This window comes from Mycolicibacterium litorale (genome assembly GCF_010731695.1).
Lineage (GTDB): Bacteria > Actinomycetota > Actinomycetes > Mycobacteriales > Mycobacteriaceae > Mycobacterium > Mycobacterium litorale.
On sequence record NZ_AP022586.1, the window covers coordinates 999050 to 1013974 of the forward strand.

Below are 14925 nucleotides of genomic sequence, written 5' to 3' on the forward strand. Positions count from 1 at the left end.
CGGCGCTCGCCGGGGCCGACGGCAGTTCATGGCAGCATGTGGTGCCATGAGGCTTCGGATCGGGGTCGCGGCGACCGTCATCGCACTGCCGCTCGTCGCGGGGTGCAGCAACCTGGTCGACGGTCGCGCGGTCATCGCGGTCCCTCGCCCGGGCACCCCGATCCAGTGGGCGCCGTGTCAGGCCGGTGCGCCGTCGGACGAATCGCGCATCCCGGCGGGCGCGGAATGCGGGCTGCTGTCGGTGCCCGTCGACTACGCCAAACCCGACGGTGACGTGGCGCGGCTCGCGATGATCCGGTTCAAGGCCACCGGAGACAAGATCGGCTCGCTGGTCATCAACCCCGGCGGCCCCGGCGAATCCGGTGTCGAGGCGGCCGCGTCGATGCTGTCGACCATGCCGCCGTCGGTGCGCGAACGCTTCGACGTCGTCGGGTTCGACCCGCGCGGGGTCGCGTCGTCGACGCCCGCGGTGTGGTGCAACTCCGACGCCGACAACGACCGGCAGCGCGCCGAACCCCAGGTCGACTACTCGCCCGAAGGCGTCGAGTACATCGAGAACGAGACCAAGGAATTCATCCAGCGCTGCGTCGACAAGTCCGGCAAAGAGTTCCTCGCCAACGTCGGCACGGTGAATGTCGCCAAGGATCTCGACGCCATGCGGGAAGCGCTCGGCGACGAGAAGCTGACCTACCTCGGCTACTCGTACGGCACCCGCATCGGCGCCACCTACGCCGAGAACTTCCCCGACAAGGTGCGCGCGATGATCCTCGACGGCGCGGTCGACCCCAACGCCGACCCGCTCGAGGCCGACATCCGCCAGGCCGCCGCATTCCAGACCGCGTTCAACGACTACGCCGCCGACTGCGCCAAACAGCCGGACTGCCCGCTGGGCACCGATCCGGCGAAGGCCGTCGAGGTCTACCAGAGCATGGTCGACCCGCTGGTCGACGAGCCCGCCAAGACCGACGACCCCCGCGGCCTGAGCTACAGCGACGCGATCGTCGGCACCATCCAGACGCTGTACTCACCGAACCTGTGGCGGTATCTCACCCAGGGCCTCACCGAGCTCAAGGCCGGACGCGGCGACACCATGCTGGCGCTGGCCGATCTGTACATGCGCCGAGATGCCCAGGGCCACTACAACAATTCGACCGACGCCCGGGTGGCGGTCAACTGTGTCGACCGGCCCGCGGTGACCGACCGCGAGAAGATCGTCGAGCAGGACCGCCGACTGCGCGAAGTCGCGCCGTTCATGAGCTACGGCGAATTCACCGGCCACGCCCCGCTCAGCACGTGTGCGTTCTGGCCGGTGCCGCCGACCAGCGAACCGCACGAGATCAACGTCAGCGGGCTGCCGCCGATCCTGGTGGTGTCGACCACCAACGACCCCGCCACGCCGTACCAGGCGGGCGTCGACCTCGCCCGCCAGCTCGGCGGCACCATGCTGACCTTCGAGGGCACCCAGCACACCGTGGTCTTCCAGGGCAACGCCTGCGTCGACGACATCGCCGCCAAGTACCTGATCGACGTCGTCGTCCCGCCGGCGGACACCCGTTGCCGCTGAACCTGATCACAGCCCGGTCACCTTTGCCCGCGGGCGGCGCCTGGCCGCCGCCGGCCGTGCGACCATGATCGCCATGTGGCGGGTAGGGCGGCGGTCGATGGCGGCTGCGTGGGCGACTGCGGTGGTGCTGGCGGTCGTCTCCGGCGGAGCCGCCGCCCCGGCCTCGGCCACGCCGGAGGGTGACGCCACCCAGCGCTACGGGCAGCCGCCGGTGTGGGGGAGCTGCCAGCAGATCGTCGCCGATCCGGGGCGGATCCCCACCGCCCAGTGCGGCACCGTGTCGGTGCCGGTGAACTACGACCAGCCCGACGGCGCCCAGGCGCAGCTCGCGGTCATCCGGGTCCCGGCCACCGGCGACCGTCTCGGCGTGCTCATGGTCAACCCGGGCGGGCCGGGCGCCTCGGCGGTCGACACCGTCGCCGGGATGGGTGTCGCGCTGGCCGATACCGAGATCGGCCGCCGCTTCGACCTGGTGGGCTTCGATCCGCGCGGGGTCGGGCACTCCACCCCGCAGCTGCGCTGCCGCACCGACGCCGAGTTCGACGCCTACCGCCGCGAACCGATGGTCGACTACAGCCCCGCCGGTGTCGCGCACATCGAGGGCCTCTACCGCGGGCTCGCCCAGCAGTGCCTCAACCGGATGGGCGCGGACTTCCTGGCCAATGTGGGCACCGCGGCCGCCGCAAGGGACATGGACGTGGTGCGCGCGGCCCTCGGGGAGAACCAGCTCAACTACCTCGGCTTCTCCTACGGCACCGAGCTGGGTGCCGCCTACGCCGAACGCTATCCGGACCGGGTGCGCACGATGGTGCTCGACGGCGCCGTCGACCCCAGCCTGGATCCCGTCGACGAATCCGTCGCGCAGCAGGCCGGGTTCCAGCGGGCGTTCGACACCTACGCCGCGGACTGCGCCAAGTCGGCGGGCTGCCCGCTGGGAACCGACCCCGCCCAGTTCGTCGCCCGCTACCACCAGCTCGTCGACCCGCTGGTGGCCCGACCCGCGTTCACCTCCGATCCCCGCGGGCTGAGCTACCAGGACGCGCTCACCGGCACCGGCAACGCGCTGTACAGCCCGCGGTTCTGGCCGTACCTGACCAGCGGCCTGCTCGGCCTGGCCCGCGGGACCGACGCCGGTGACCTGCTCACGCTCGCCGACGAGTACCAGCGCCGCGACGCCGCCGGTCACTACCAGAACCGCCAGGACGCCTTCACCGCGATCCGCTGTGTGGACGCGCCGTATCCGACCGACCCGGCGGTGTGGGTGCAGGCCGATCAACGCTTCCGGCAGGCGGCGCCGTTCCTGTCCTACGGCCAGTTCACCGGATTCGCGCCGCGCGACGTGTGTGCGCTGTGGCCGGTGCCCGCGACGTCGGCGCCGCGCCCCGCGACGAACCCGGGACCAGGCAAGGTCGTGGTGGTGTCCACCACCGGCGATCCGGCCACCCCGTACGAGGCCGGTGTCGCGCTGGCCCGCCAGATGGGCGCCTCGCTGGTCACCTTCCAGGGCAAGCAGCACACCGTGGTGTTCAACGGCGACGCCTGCGTGGACACGGCCGTGGTGCGGTTCCTGGTCGACGGCGCCGTGCCGCCGAACGGTCTGCAGTGCTAGTTCTAGCAGCCGTGTAACACAGAATTAACAGCCGGAACCTACGCTCGCGGTCATGGATCGCCAGAAGGAATTCGTGCTCCGCACGCTGGAAGAACGCGACATCCGCTTCGTCCGCCTGTGGTTCACGGACGTCCTCGGTTACCTCAAGTCCGTGGCGATCGCGCCCGCCGAACTCGAGGGCGCCTTCGAGGAGGGCATCGGCTTCGACGGTTCGTCGATCGAGGGCTTCGCGCGCGTCTCGGAAGCCGATATGGTGGCCCGCCCCGATCCGTCGACCTTCCAGGTGCTGCCGTGGGCGGACGGCTCCGGTAAGCACCACTCGGCCCGGATGTTCTGCGACATCACGATGCCCGACGGTTCGCCGTCGTGGGCGGATTCGCGCCACGTGCTGCGCCGCCAACTCGCCAAGGCCAGCGATCTGGGGTTCTCCTGCTACGTGCACCCGGAGATCGAGTTCTTCCTCCTCAAGCCCGGCCCGGACGACGGCACCCCGCCGGTCCCGGCCGACAACGGCGGCTACTTCGACCAGGCCGTGCACGATTCGGCCCCCAACTTCCGCCGCCACGCCATCGACGCGCTCGAGCAGATGGGCATCTCGGTCGAGTTCAGCCATCACGAGGGCGCCCCCGGCCAGCAGGAGATCGACCTGCGCTACGCCGACGCGCTGTCGATGGCCGACAACGTGATGACGTTCCGTTACGTCGTCAAGGAGGTCGCGCTCGGTGACGGCGTGCGGGCCTCGTTCATGCCCAAACCGTTCGCCGAGCACCCCGGTTCGGCGATGCACACCCACATGAGCCTGTTCGAGGGCGACACCAACGCCTTTCACAGCCCGGACGACCCGCTGCAGCTCTCCGATGTCGCCAAATCGTTCATCGCCGGCATCCTCGAACACGCCCAGGAGATCAGCGCCGTCACCAACCAGTGGGTGAACTCCTACAAGCGGCTGGTGCACGGCGGCGAGGCGCCGACCGCGGCGTCCTGGGGGGCGGCCAACCGCTCGGCGCTGGTGCGGGTGCCGATGTACACCCCGCGCAAGGCGTCGTCGCGCCGCATCGAGGTGCGCAGCCCAGACTCGGCCTGCAACCCGTACCTGACGTTCGCGGTGCTGCTGGCCGCCGGACTGCGCGGGGTGGAGAAGGGTTACGTGCTGGCCCCGCAGGCCGAGGACAACGTGTGGAGCCTGACGCCGGAGGAGCGCCGTGCGATGGGCTACAAGGAGCTGCCGAGCAGCCTGGGCGTGGCCCTGTCGGAGATGGAGAACTCCGAGTTGGTCGCCGAAGCGTTGGGGGAACACGTCTTCGACTACTTCCTGCGCAACAAGCGCGCGGAGTGGGAGACCTACCGCAGCCACGTCACCCCGTACGAGCTGCAGGCCTACCTGTCGCTGTGAGCCGGGCGCGGTAACGTCAGCAGCGTGGCGAAACCGTCGACCGAACGCTCCAGGCTGCCCAGTGCCGGGCGCCTGGGACTGGTCGAGAAGCAGGCCCCCGCGCATCTGGACCGGCTGGGCTGGACCACCGACCGCCACGTCGAACTGCTGTGGTCGCTGTCGCGCGCCCCGGACGCCGACAGCGCACTGCACACGATGGTGCGCCTCGCCGACGCGCTCGGTGACGGCTGGGACGAACTCAACCAATCGCTGCTGACCGACAAACCCTTGCGCGGACGGCTGTTCGCGGTGCTGGGCTCGTCGCTGGCGCTCGGTGACCACGTCGTGGCCCACCCGGAGACCTGGCGGCTGCTCGCAGGCAAGGTGGGACTGCCGACGGCCGCGGCGCTGCGCGAGGACTTCGTGGCGCTCGCCCGTTCCGCCGCCGACCCCGCGACCGCGATGCTGCCGCTGCGCAAGCTGTACCGCGACCGGCTGCTGGTGCTGGCCGCCCTCGACACCGCGCCCACGGTGGAGAACGAACCGGTGCTGCCGTTCGCGACGGTCGGCCAGCACCTGTCGGACCTGGCCGACGCCGCGCTGGCCAGTGCGCTCGAGGTGGCGATGAGCTCGGTGTGCGGGGACGGGGAACGGCCCCGGCTGGCCGTCGTCGCGATGGGCAAATGCGGTGCGCGCGAACTGAATTACGTCAGTGACGTCGACGTCATCTTTGTAGTGGGGGAGGCCGCCGAGTCCGACATCCGCACCACCACCCGGGTGGCCGGTGAGCTGATGCGCTTCGCCGGCGACGCGTTCTTCGAGGTCGACGCGGCGCTGCGCCCGGAGGGCAAGCACGGCCAGTTGGTCCGCACGCTGGAATCGCATGTGGCGTACTACCAGCGCTGGGCCAAGACGTGGGAATTCCAGGCGCTGATGAAGGCGCGGCCGGCCGCCGGTGACGCGGAACTGGGCCGCCAGTACATCGAGGCGCTCTCGCCGATGGTCTGGACCGCCTGCGAGCGTGAGGATTTCGTGCCCGAGGTGCAGGCGATGCGGCGCCGGGTCGAGGAGCTCGTGCCGGCAGGCGTGCGGGCGCGGGAACTCAAACTCGGCACCGGCGGCCTGCGCGACGTGGAGTTCGCCGTGCAGCTACTGCAGCTCGTGCACGGCCGCAACGACGAGTCGCTGCACGTGGCGTCGACCGTCGACGCGCTGGCCGCGCTCGGAGCGGGCGGGTACGTCGGCCGCGACGACGCCGCCAACCTGACCGCCTCCTACGAGTTCCTGCGGCTGCTCGAACACCGGCTGCAGCTGCAGCGGCTCAAACGCACCCACATGCTGCCCGAAACCGACGACGACGAGGCGCTGCGGTGGCTGGCCCGTGCCGCGCACGTGCGTCCCGACGGCCAGCGCGACGCCCTCGGCGTCCTGCGCGAGGAGCTCAAACGGCAGAGCCTGCGGGTGTCGCGGCTGCACGCCAAGCTCTTCTACCAGCCGCTGCTGGAATCGGTGGGGCAGCCGGCGCTGGGTATCGAGCCGGGGATGAGTACTGCCGCGGCCGAACGTCAGCTCGCCGCACTGGGTTACGAGGGCCCGCAGAGCGCGCTGACCCATCTGGCCGCGCTGACCGGGGAGGGCGGGCGGCGAGGGCGCGTCCAGCGGGTGCTGCTGCCGACACTGCTGGACTGGCTCTCCGACACCCCCGACCCCGACGCGGGTCTGCTGTCCTACCGCCGGATCAGCGAGGCGCTGGCCGAACAGCGTTGGTATCTGGGCACATTGCGCGACGAGGGTGCGGTCGCCAAACGGTTGATGCGGGTGCTCGGCACGTCGGCCTACGTGCCCGACCTGTTGATGCGCGCCCCCGAGGTCATCCAGCTCTACGCCGACGGGCCCAACGGACCGAAACTGCTCGACACCGAACCCGAGGCGATGGCCCGCGGACTGGTGGCCTCGGCCGGCAGGCACGCCGACCCGGTCCGGGCCATCGCGGCGGCGCGCACGCTGCGGCGCCGCGAACTCGCGCGCATCGCCTCGGCCGACCTGCTGGGCATGCTCGAGGTGACCGAGGTGTGCCGGGCGCTGACGGCGCTGTGGGTCGCGGTGCTGCAGGCCGCGCTGGACGCAGTGATGCGCGCCAACGCCCCCGCCGACGGCGCACCGGCCCGCATCGCGGTGATCGGCATGGGCCGGCTCGGCGGCGGCGAACTCGGCTACGGCTCGGACGCCGACGTGATGTTCGTCTGCGAACCGTGCCGCGGCGCAGAGGAATCCGTCGCGGTGAAGTGGGCGGTCGGCATCGCCGAGCGGGTGCGCTCGCTGCTGGGCACGCCGAGCGCCGACCCGCCGCTGGAGGTGGACACCGGGCTGCGGCCCGAGGGGCGCAACGGCCCGCTCGTCCGCACCCTGGCCTCTTACGAGGCGTACTACACGCAGTGGGCGCAGCCGTGGGAGGTTCAGGCGCTGCTGCGCGCGCACCGCGTGGCCGGTGACCTCGAGCTCGGCGAACGCTTCCTGCTGATGGCCGACAGAACGCGGTATCCGGCGGGCGGCGTCTCCGCCGAGGCCGTGCAGGAGATCCGGCGCATCAAAGCGCGTGTCGACGCCGAGCGGCTGCCCCGCGGCGCGGATCCGAACACCCACACCAAGCTGGGCCGCGGCGGCCTGGCCGACATCGAATGGACCGTGCAGCTGATGCAGCTGCGGTTCGCGCACAAGGTGCCTGCCCTGCACTGCACGTCGACGCTGGAGGCGCTCAACGCGATCGGGGCCGCCGAGCTCATCGCCGAGGGGGACATCGACCTGCTGCGGCAGGCGTGGCTGACCGCGACGCGGGCCCGCAACGCGCTGGTGCTGGTGCGGGGCAAACCCACCGACCAGCTGCCCGGGCCGGGGCGGATGCTCAACGCGGTCGCGGTGGCCGCGGGCTGGGACAACGACGACGGCGGCGAATTCCTCGACAACTACCTGCGGGTGACGCGCCGGGCGAAGACGGTGGTGCGCAAGGTGTTCGGTGGCTGAGGCGGGCGCAGGGCCGGAATGGCCGTTCGACGTGGTCAGTGGCGACGAGTACGCCCGGCTGAGCGCGCTCTACGAACCGCTGACCCAGGCGATCCGCGATCTCGTCGACGCCGGGGTGCGCACCGGCGTGGACGGCGAGACCATCGCCGCGGCGCAAGCGGCGATCGAGGAGGTCACCCGGACGCTGAACGGGCGTCGGCACGACCGCACTCACACGCTGCGCCACGCCGACACCGGGCGGCCGCTGGCTTGGGCGAATCCGGCTGTGGGACTGCGCAATGCGATCGCGCCGCCGATGCGCATCGACCGCACCGACGACGACCGGTGGGTCAGCGACTTCACGCTCGGCGCCGCTTACGAGGGGCCGCCGAACCTGGTGCACGGCGGGATCTGCGCGCTGGTGCTCGACCACCTGCTCGGCGAGGCCGCCAGCGACGGGCTGACCAAACCGTTGTTCACCGGCACGATCACGCTGCGCTATCTGCGCGGCACCCCGCTGGGGCCGCTTCACGCCGAGGCGTGGATCGACCGCACCGACGGCATCAAGACCTTCGCGCGCGGTGTGCTCCGCGACGCCGAGGGCGTGACCGTCGAAGCGGACGGCATCTTCATCATGCCGGCCTGGGCGCGTGACGCCGGATGAAGTACTACGTCAGCCCGGCGTTCGTGGAGACCAGCGAGATCGTCGACATCGCCCGTGCTGCAGACGAACTCGGATACGACGGTCTCGGTGTGCCGGACCACGTGGTGAACCTCGAGACGCTGCAGACGCCGTATCCGTACACCCGTGACGGGCAGCGGCGCTGGGAGCCCTTCACCCACTGGCCCGACCCGTGGGTGCTCGTGGGCGCGCTCGCGCAGGTCACCTCGCGGCTGCGGTTCGTCACCACGGTGTACGTGCCCGCGATGCGCGACCCGTACTCGGCAGCCAAGGCGATCGGCACCGCGGCCTACCTCGCCGGCGGCCGGGTGGAACTCGGCATCGGCGTCGGGTGGTGCGAGGACGAGTTCCGGTTGATGGGGCAGCGGTTCGACCGGCGCGGCAGACGCACCGACGAGATGCTCGACCTGTTCCGGGCGCTGTGGCAGCCGGGCTGGACCGAGTTCGACGGCGAGTTCTACCCGACGCCGCGCCTGGAGATGGAACCCACTCCGCCGCACATCCCGGTCTACGTCGGCGGCCTGTCCGACGTCGCGCTGCGCCGCGCCGCACGCAACGACGGCTGGATCGGCGATCTCATCACCACCGACCGGGCGATCGCGGTAGCCGGCCGGCTGCGTGAACTCCGCGCGGAGGCCGGGCTTTCCGTCGACGACTTCACGATCCTCACGCCGCTGACCGATGCCCTCGTGCGCGCCGACTACGACCGGGCCGAAGCCGCCGGTGTCACCCACATCCTGACCATGCCGTGGATGTTCTACACCGGCGCGAACGCGTCGCTGGCCGAGAAGATCGACGGGATGAAGCGGTTCCGCGAGGATCTCGGACTGGACCGTGCGTAGCGGAACGCGTGCGGCTCAGCCGATGTCGGTTTCGTCGCGCGTCTCTTTCGCCTCGTCGGACGGCGCGTCCGCGGCTGTGGCGCTTCGCCTCGTGAGGTACTCGAGGATGCCGGTGATGTCGAGGATCCGCTCGAAGTAGGTCGGCCGGTTGTCGAGGTGCAGGTCGATGCCCGCACCGGATGTCCGGCGCTCGATGAGCAGCAGTCCCGACAGGCCCACGGAATCGCAGAACGCCAGGTCGGCGCAGTCCAACCGCAGTTCGCGAAGATCCCGATGGGTGTCGAGCAATCGCGTTGCGGTGTCGACGAACGCGTCGGTGGTCTCGGAGTCGAGCTCACCGTCGATGGTGACGGTGGCCGACCGGCGTGCGGTGTCGACGGAGAAGGTGAGGTTCATGCGCTTGTTTCCATGTCGGCGGCCATGCGGTCCAGGGCGATCAGTGCTGCGGTCAAGAGACGTTGGGTGCGGGGGAATTCAGCCAGCTGACCCTGCAGCGACTCCAGCGCGGGGTGCAGCGAGGTGGCCGGTACCCCGCGGGCGGCGAGGATCTCGGCGGTCCACGTGATGAACCCCGTGAAGAGTTCGTCGTCGTCGATGTAGAGGGCGGTGGCGAGGAAGTCGACGATGTGGGCGATGTCCTCGGCGGTGTGCTGGCGCTGCTGTTGGGTGTAGGTCTGCATCGCCGGGAAGCGGGTCTCCACTTCGGTCACGGTGGCCTTGACCAGTTGCGGGGCGGTTCTGCTGACCATCGTGTACTCCTGGTCGCCCAGGTGCGGCAGATCGTCGACGGGACGGTGTGCCGGGGGTCGGTCCCCGCGGGTCACCCCGCGGCTGAGGCAGTCGGCGGCGGCGCGGGCGTCGGCTCCCCAGGCGTCGGCGCCCAACAGGCCGGCGTAGCGCCCGTCCGGTCCGAAGGCGGCGCCGCCGGCCAGGACGGGGACGCCTGCGGCCTGGCAGGCGGTGATCGCGGCATGCGCGGTGGGCAGTCCGGTCGGGATCGAACACGACAGCGCCACGGCGACGGGACCGTTCTGGTGCAGATGCGCGACCAGGTGCGGCGTGGGGACCTGGGCGCCGAGGAAGTCGACGTGCCAGCCGCGCAGCCGCAGCACTTCGGTGAGCAGTCGGGCGGGCAGCGCATGCCATTCGCCGTCGACGCACGCCACCGTGACCCGGCCGAGGTTGGGCCGCGGCGCGCTCGCGGGGTGGTAGGCCAGGGCCGCGATGACCCGGTCGTTGATCGCGGTGGCGGCGTGTTCCTCGGCGACGGTGATCCGGTTGGCGGCCCATTCGGTCCCGACGCGGCGCTGAACCGGCGCTATGACGTCGAGCAGCACGTCTTCGGCTGTCACGTCGGCGTCGATCGCGTCGAAAACCGCTGCGGTCGCGGAGTATTCGTCGCCGGCGAGGACGGCGGTCCACAGCCGCTCCCGCGCGGCGGGGATGGCGACGGTCATGCGGTGTACCTCCCCGCGGTGTGGCCGTCGACCGCGCTCAGGTGCGTGCGGCGTGGTGCGGCGATGGCGACGACGGCGATGTCGTCGTGCTCGCGGCGGTTCACCCACTGCGTCGCGACCATCATGATCCGTTCGACGACGGCCTCCGCGGGCATCCCGACGCACTGTTCCAGGACGGTCGAGAGCCGCTGCTCCCCGAACATGTCGGTGCCCAGCGGTCCGCCCCACGCCTCGGTCACACCGTCGGTGTAGAGGACGCAGGTCTCGCCCGGCGCGAGGACCGTCTCGAAGGTGCGGGCTTGGATCTGTTCCAGCACACCGAGCAGCTGACCGCGGGTGTCGGCCTCTTCGACCCGTCCGTCGCTGCGCACGATCAACGGCGGGCAGTGCCCGGCGCTGGTCAGCCGCAACACCACCTGCCCGTCCCGGCGGGCGACGGACGCCAGCACCACGGTGGCGAAGCGCGTGCGTTCGGCCGAGAGCAGGGCGCTGTTGAGCAGCCGCAGCACTCCGCGGTGGTCCTGCGCCAGCGGCGCGAGCGCCTGCAGCGTGTTGCGGATCTTGCCGGTCAGCACCGCGGCCTCCAGACCCTTGCCGCACACGTCGCCCAGGACGACCAACGTGTCCTGCTCGGGGGTGGCGCCGGGGTGCACGTCGTAGAAGTCGCCGCCGACGACCTGATGGTCCTCCGAGGCGCGATAGCCGCCAGCCAGTTCGAACCCGTGCAGGCGGCGCAGTTGCGGCGGGATGAGATCGCGCATCAGCGTGCGGGTGATCGCGGACTGTTCGGCGTACAGCCCCGCCGCGGACAGCGCCGCACCGGCGCGTGCGGCGAACAGTCGCGCGGACAGCTCGTCGTCCTCACCGAAGACCGGCTCGGTCGCCCGTCGCATCAGCACCAGTGCGCCGGCGGGCACGCCGAGGCCGGGAAGCGGCGTGATCAGCACGGACCCGACCGAGCCCTCGAAGGTGTCCGGGAGGAGCCATTCGGGCAGCGCGGCCGGGTCGAGCCAGCGGGACGGCACCGGCGGGAAGCCGCGCAGCGCCTCGCTGAGACCCGCCACCGTCGCGGGGTCGGCGTCGACCCGGCGCTGTTGGGTCGCACCGCGATCACCACACATGACTGGCAGCCGGTTGGCGTTGACCGGGGCGATCACGGCGGCCGCGTCGGCCAGGTGCCGGGTGGCCAGCTGGACGGTCGCGGTCATACAGCGGTCGACGTTGAGCGTCGCCATGAGCACCGCGGACGCCTCGTCGAGGAACGAGGTGCGGGCCTGCTCGCGGGTCAGGGAGCGCCGCGTGTCCCGCAGTTCGCGGCCGGTGTCCTCGAGCAGCCACCACGCCACGTCCCCGTCGAGCACGGTGGGCCGAGCGTCGAAGGTTCTTCCGTCCACCGTGCCCGATGCGATCGTGGCCTCGACATCAGACGTACCGAGACGGTGCGTGAGGTCCCGGTGCGCACGCGACAACCACGTGGGCACGGTCCCGGCCAACTCCGAACCGGGCACCGCCGACGGCAGCAACGCCTGCGCGGACACGCTCACCGCGCGGACGACCCCGTCGCTGGTCACCACGATGACCGGGTGCGGAACCGAGGACCACGCGGCGTCGGAACCCACGGCCACGCCGCTGGGTCCGTCCCCGCCCATGCAGCCTCCTCAACGGGGCCATCGGACGCGACGTCACCATGTCATGGACATGAGGTCCCGTCGACGAAGCTACCGTGCGCAGCGTCTACGGGCCAGCTAGTAGCGCGGCCTGCGGAAGCGGCTGAGCAATCCACCGCGGCGGACCGGCTGACCGGTCGCATAGCCGGCCGGTGCTGCGGTGCCGGTCACGACACGGTTCGGCGCGACCCCGCCGGCCCCGCCGGCCCCGCCGACCCGGCTGCGGCGACGGGCGTCGATCGACCAGGCGCCTGCGCCCAGCGCGGCGATCGCGAGGAAGCCGAAGCAGTACAGCAGCGCGGGTTCGCCGCCGTTGCCGCCGACGCCCTGGTCGTACGGCCAGAAACCGTTCGGCAGGTGCTGCCACAGGTAGGCCACCGCCATCTCACCGGATGCGATGAAGGCAGCGATGCGGGTGAACAGCCCGATCGTGATCAGGATGCCGGCGACGAACTCGATGAGCCCGGCCCACCAGAACGGCCAGGTGCCGACCGGGACGGCCTGGCCGAGCGGCCATCCGAACAGTTTCATCGCGCCGTGCAGGGTGAATGCCAGCCCGAAGACGATGCGGAACAGACTCAGGATGGGGGAGGAGTAGCTTGCCAGCCGAGCGTCGAAGTTGGTAGCCATGGGGACACGCTACGCGGATCGGTCCAGGATTTTCACAGCTCCAGCAGCACTGTTACCGGACCGTCGTTGACCAGTTCCACAGTCATGTGCGCGCCGAAAACTCCCGTTTCCACGACGGCGCCCAGCCCGCGCAGCGCCTCGCAGAACGCCACGACCAACGGTTCGGCGACCGGCCGCGGCGCCGCGGCGTTCCACGACGGCCGGCGGCCCTTCACGGTGTTGGCGTAGAGCGTGAACTGACTGACCACCAGGATCGGCGCGGCTTCCTCGGCGGCCGATCGTTCACCGTCCAAAATCCTGAGCTGCCAGAGCTTTTCGGCCATCTTGCGGGCGATGGCGGGGTCGTCGCTGTGCGTGACGCCGACCAGTGCGAGCAGACCCTGGTGTGTGGGTGCGATGGCGCCCACCACCTCACCGTCGACGGTCACGCTCGCCGAGGACACCCGCTGCACGAGTACACGCATGCGCCCCATCCAACGCGAAAGGGCCGGGCGGTCCCCGGTGAGGGGAGCCACCCGGCCCTTTCAGCCGACTAGACGTCGCGTCGGCGAGCCGACTACACGTCGCGTCGGCGAGCCGACTACACGTCGCGTCGGCGAGCCGACTACACGTCGCGTCGGCGAGCCGACTACACGTCGAAGTAGAGCGCGACCTCGTACGGGTGAGGACGGATCTGGATCGGCATGATCTCGTTCTCCCGCTTGTAGGAGATCCAGGTCTCGATCAGATCCTCGGTGAACACGCCGCCCTCGGTGAGGTACTCGTGGTCCTCTTCGAGGCGGTCGATCACCGCCGACAGCGAGGTCGGGGCCTGCGGGATGCTGGCGGCCTCGTCCGGCGGCAGCTCGTAGAGGTCCTTGTCGACCGGGGCCTGCGGCTCGATCTTGCGCTTGATGCCGTCGATCCCGGCCATCAGCATCGCCGCGAACGCCAGGTACGGGTTGCCCGAGCTGTCCGGGCAACGGAACTCGAGGCGCTTGGCCTTCGGGTTGTTGCCGGTGATCGGGATACGCACACAGGCGGAGCGGTTGCGCTGGCTGTAGACCAGGTTGATCGGGGCCTCGTAGCCCGGCACCAGACGCTTGTAGGAGTTCACCGTCGGGTTGGTGAACGCCAGCAGCGACGGGGCGTGGTGCAGGATGCCGCCGATGTAGTGGCGCGCCGTGTCGGACAGGCCCGCGTAGCCGGACTCGTCGTGGAACAGCGGCTGGCCGTCCTTCCACAGCGACTGGTGGGCGTGCATACCGGAGCCGTTGTCACCGAACAGCGGCTTGGGCATGAACGTGACGGTCTTGCCCTCCTGCCACGCGGTGTTCTTGATGATGTACTTGAACAGCAGCACGTCATCGGCCGCATGCAGCAGCGTGTTGAACTTGTAGTTGATCTCGGCCTGACCGGCGGTGCCCACCTCGTGGTGACCACGCTCGAGCACGAAGCCCGCGTTGATCAGGTTGGTGGCCATCTTGTCGCGCAGGTCGACGTAGTGGTCGTAGGGGGCGACGGGGAAGTAGCCACCCTTGGGGCGCACCTTGTAGCCGCGGTTGGGGCTGCCGTCGGCCTCGAAGGGCTCACCGCTGTTCCACCAGCCGGACTCGGAGTCGACCTCGTAGAAGGTGCCGTTCATCTTCGAGTCGAAGGTCACCGAGTCGAAGATGTAGAACTCGGCCTCGGCACCGAAGTAGCAGGTGTCGGCGATGCCGGTGCTGATCAGGTAGTTCTCCGCCTTGCGCGCCACGTTGCGGGGGTCGCGGGAGTAGGCCTCGCGCGTGAACGGGTCGTGCACGAAGAAGTTCATGTTGAGCGTCTTGGCGTGCCGGAACGGGTCGATGCGCGCCGTCGCGGGGTCGGGCAGCAGCATCATGTCGGACTCGTGGATCGATTGGAAGCCGCGGACAGACGAGCCGTCGAACGCCAGGCCGTCTTCGAAAACGCTCTCGTCGAACGCCGAAGCCGGGATCGAGAAGTGCTGGACGACGCCGGGGAGATCGCAGAATCGAATGTCGACGTATTCGACGGATTCGTCCTTGATCTGCTTGATGATGTCGTCGGCCGTCTTATCTGCCACTTAGTTATCTCCTTTACTGGTAACCCGCGCGTTGACG

General features: G+C 70.2%; 12 protein-coding genes. 6 read left to right on the top strand and 6 right to left on the bottom strand.

The genetic code is table 11. The features are described 5' to 3' along the window. Positions 1-46 precede the first annotated feature (46 nt). From G6N30_RS04690 to G6N30_RS04715, 6 genes are all read left to right on the top strand, one after another. Positions 47-1564, top strand: a complete 1518-nt coding sequence (locus tag G6N30_RS04690; protein ID WP_179965550.1) for an alpha/beta hydrolase — start codon at positions 47-49, stop codon at positions 1562-1564. A gap of 64 nt (positions 1565-1628) precedes the next feature. After that, positions 1629-3173 (top strand): alpha/beta hydrolase, encoded by a 1545-nt coding sequence (locus G6N30_RS04695; protein WP_134060659.1) that lies wholly within the window; start codon positions 1629-1631, stop codon positions 3171-3173. Positions 3174-3225: 52 nt separating this feature from the next. Beyond that, a complete protein-coding gene (gene glnA, locus G6N30_RS04700) occupies positions 3226-4566 on the top strand; it encodes a type I glutamate--ammonia ligase (RefSeq protein WP_134060658.1) in 1341 nt (446 codons plus the stop codon). A 24-nt stretch (positions 4567-4590) separates the two neighbouring features. Continuing rightward, complete coding sequence (locus tag G6N30_RS04705; protein ID WP_134060657.1) at positions 4591-7566, top strand: bifunctional [glutamine synthetase] adenylyltransferase/[glutamine synthetase]-adenylyl-L-tyrosine phosphorylase; 2976 nt, start codon at positions 4591-4593, stop codon at positions 7564-7566. Further along, on the top strand, positions 7559-8209 hold the full coding sequence (locus G6N30_RS04710) for a PaaI family thioesterase (protein WP_234880355.1): 651 nt from the start codon (positions 7559-7561) through the stop codon (positions 8207-8209). Before G6N30_RS04705 ends, G6N30_RS04710 begins: the two co-directional genes overlap by 8 nt. Beyond that, entirely contained in the window at positions 8206-9069 is an 864-nt protein-coding gene (locus tag G6N30_RS04715) for a TIGR03619 family F420-dependent LLM class oxidoreductase (protein WP_134060656.1), read from the top strand. Before G6N30_RS04710 ends, G6N30_RS04715 begins: the two co-directional genes overlap by 4 nt. 15 nt (positions 9070-9084) lie before the next feature. On the opposite strand, the gene G6N30_RS04720 is transcribed toward G6N30_RS04715, so the two are convergent. From G6N30_RS04720 to glnA (G6N30_RS04745), 6 genes are all read right to left on the bottom strand, one after another. Further along, entirely contained in the window at positions 9085-9465 is a 381-nt protein-coding gene (locus tag G6N30_RS04720; RefSeq protein ID WP_134060655.1) for an STAS domain-containing protein, read from the bottom strand. Then, complete coding sequence (locus G6N30_RS04725) at positions 9462-10526, bottom strand: cobalamin B12-binding domain-containing protein (protein ID WP_134060654.1); 1065 nt, start codon at positions 10524-10526, stop codon at positions 9462-9464. Before G6N30_RS04725 ends, G6N30_RS04720 begins: the two co-directional genes overlap by 4 nt. Further along, on the bottom strand, positions 10523-12175 hold the full coding sequence (locus G6N30_RS04730) for a PP2C family protein-serine/threonine phosphatase (protein WP_134060653.1): 1653 nt from the start codon (positions 12173-12175) through the stop codon (positions 10523-10525). Before G6N30_RS04730 ends, G6N30_RS04725 begins: the two co-directional genes overlap by 4 nt. Positions 12176-12271: 96 nt before the next feature. Beyond that, on the bottom strand, positions 12272-12823 hold the full coding sequence (locus G6N30_RS04735; protein WP_134060652.1) for a DoxX family protein: 552 nt from the start codon (positions 12821-12823) through the stop codon (positions 12272-12274). A 32-nt stretch (positions 12824-12855) separates the two neighbouring features. Beyond that, positions 12856-13287 (bottom strand): D-aminoacyl-tRNA deacylase, encoded by a 432-nt coding sequence (gene dtd, locus G6N30_RS04740; protein WP_134060651.1) that lies wholly within the window; start codon positions 13285-13287, stop codon positions 12856-12858. 164 nt (positions 13288-13451) lie between these two features. Beyond that, positions 13452-14888, bottom strand: coding sequence for a type I glutamate--ammonia ligase (gene glnA / locus G6N30_RS04745; protein WP_134060650.1), 1437 nt, complete (start codon positions 14886-14888; stop codon positions 13452-13454). Between the last annotated feature and the right edge of the window lie 37 nt (positions 14889-14925).

Coding starts and splice junctions, on each gene's coding strand:
- G6N30_RS04690 (WP_179965550.1), top strand. CDS start 47: ATGAGGCTTCGGATCGGGGTCGCGGCGACCGTCATCGCACTGCCGCTC.
- G6N30_RS04695 (WP_134060659.1), top strand. CDS start 1,629: ATGATCGCCATGTGGCGGGTAGGGCGGCGGTCGATGGCGGCTGCGTGG.
- glnA (WP_134060658.1), top strand. CDS start 3,226: ATGGATCGCCAGAAGGAATTCGTGCTCCGCACGCTGGAAGAACGCGAC.
- G6N30_RS04715 (WP_134060656.1), top strand. CDS start 8,206: ATGAAGTACTACGTCAGCCCGGCGTTCGTGGAGACCAGCGAGATCGTC.
- G6N30_RS04720 (WP_134060655.1), bottom strand. CDS start 9,465: ATGAACCTCACCTTCTCCGTCGACACCGCACGCCGGTCGGCCACCGTC.
- G6N30_RS04725 (WP_134060654.1), bottom strand. CDS start 10,526: ATGACCGTCGCCATCCCCGCCGCGCGGGAGCGGCTGTGGACCGCCGTC.
- G6N30_RS04730 (WP_134060653.1), bottom strand. CDS start 12,175: ATGGGCGGGGACGGACCCAGCGGCGTGGCCGTGGGTTCCGACGCCGCG.
- G6N30_RS04735 (WP_134060652.1), bottom strand. CDS start 12,823: ATGGCTACCAACTTCGACGCTCGGCTGGCAAGCTACTCCTCCCCCATC.
- dtd (WP_134060651.1), bottom strand. CDS start 13,287: ATGCGTGTACTCGTGCAGCGGGTGTCCTCGGCGAGCGTGACCGTCGAC.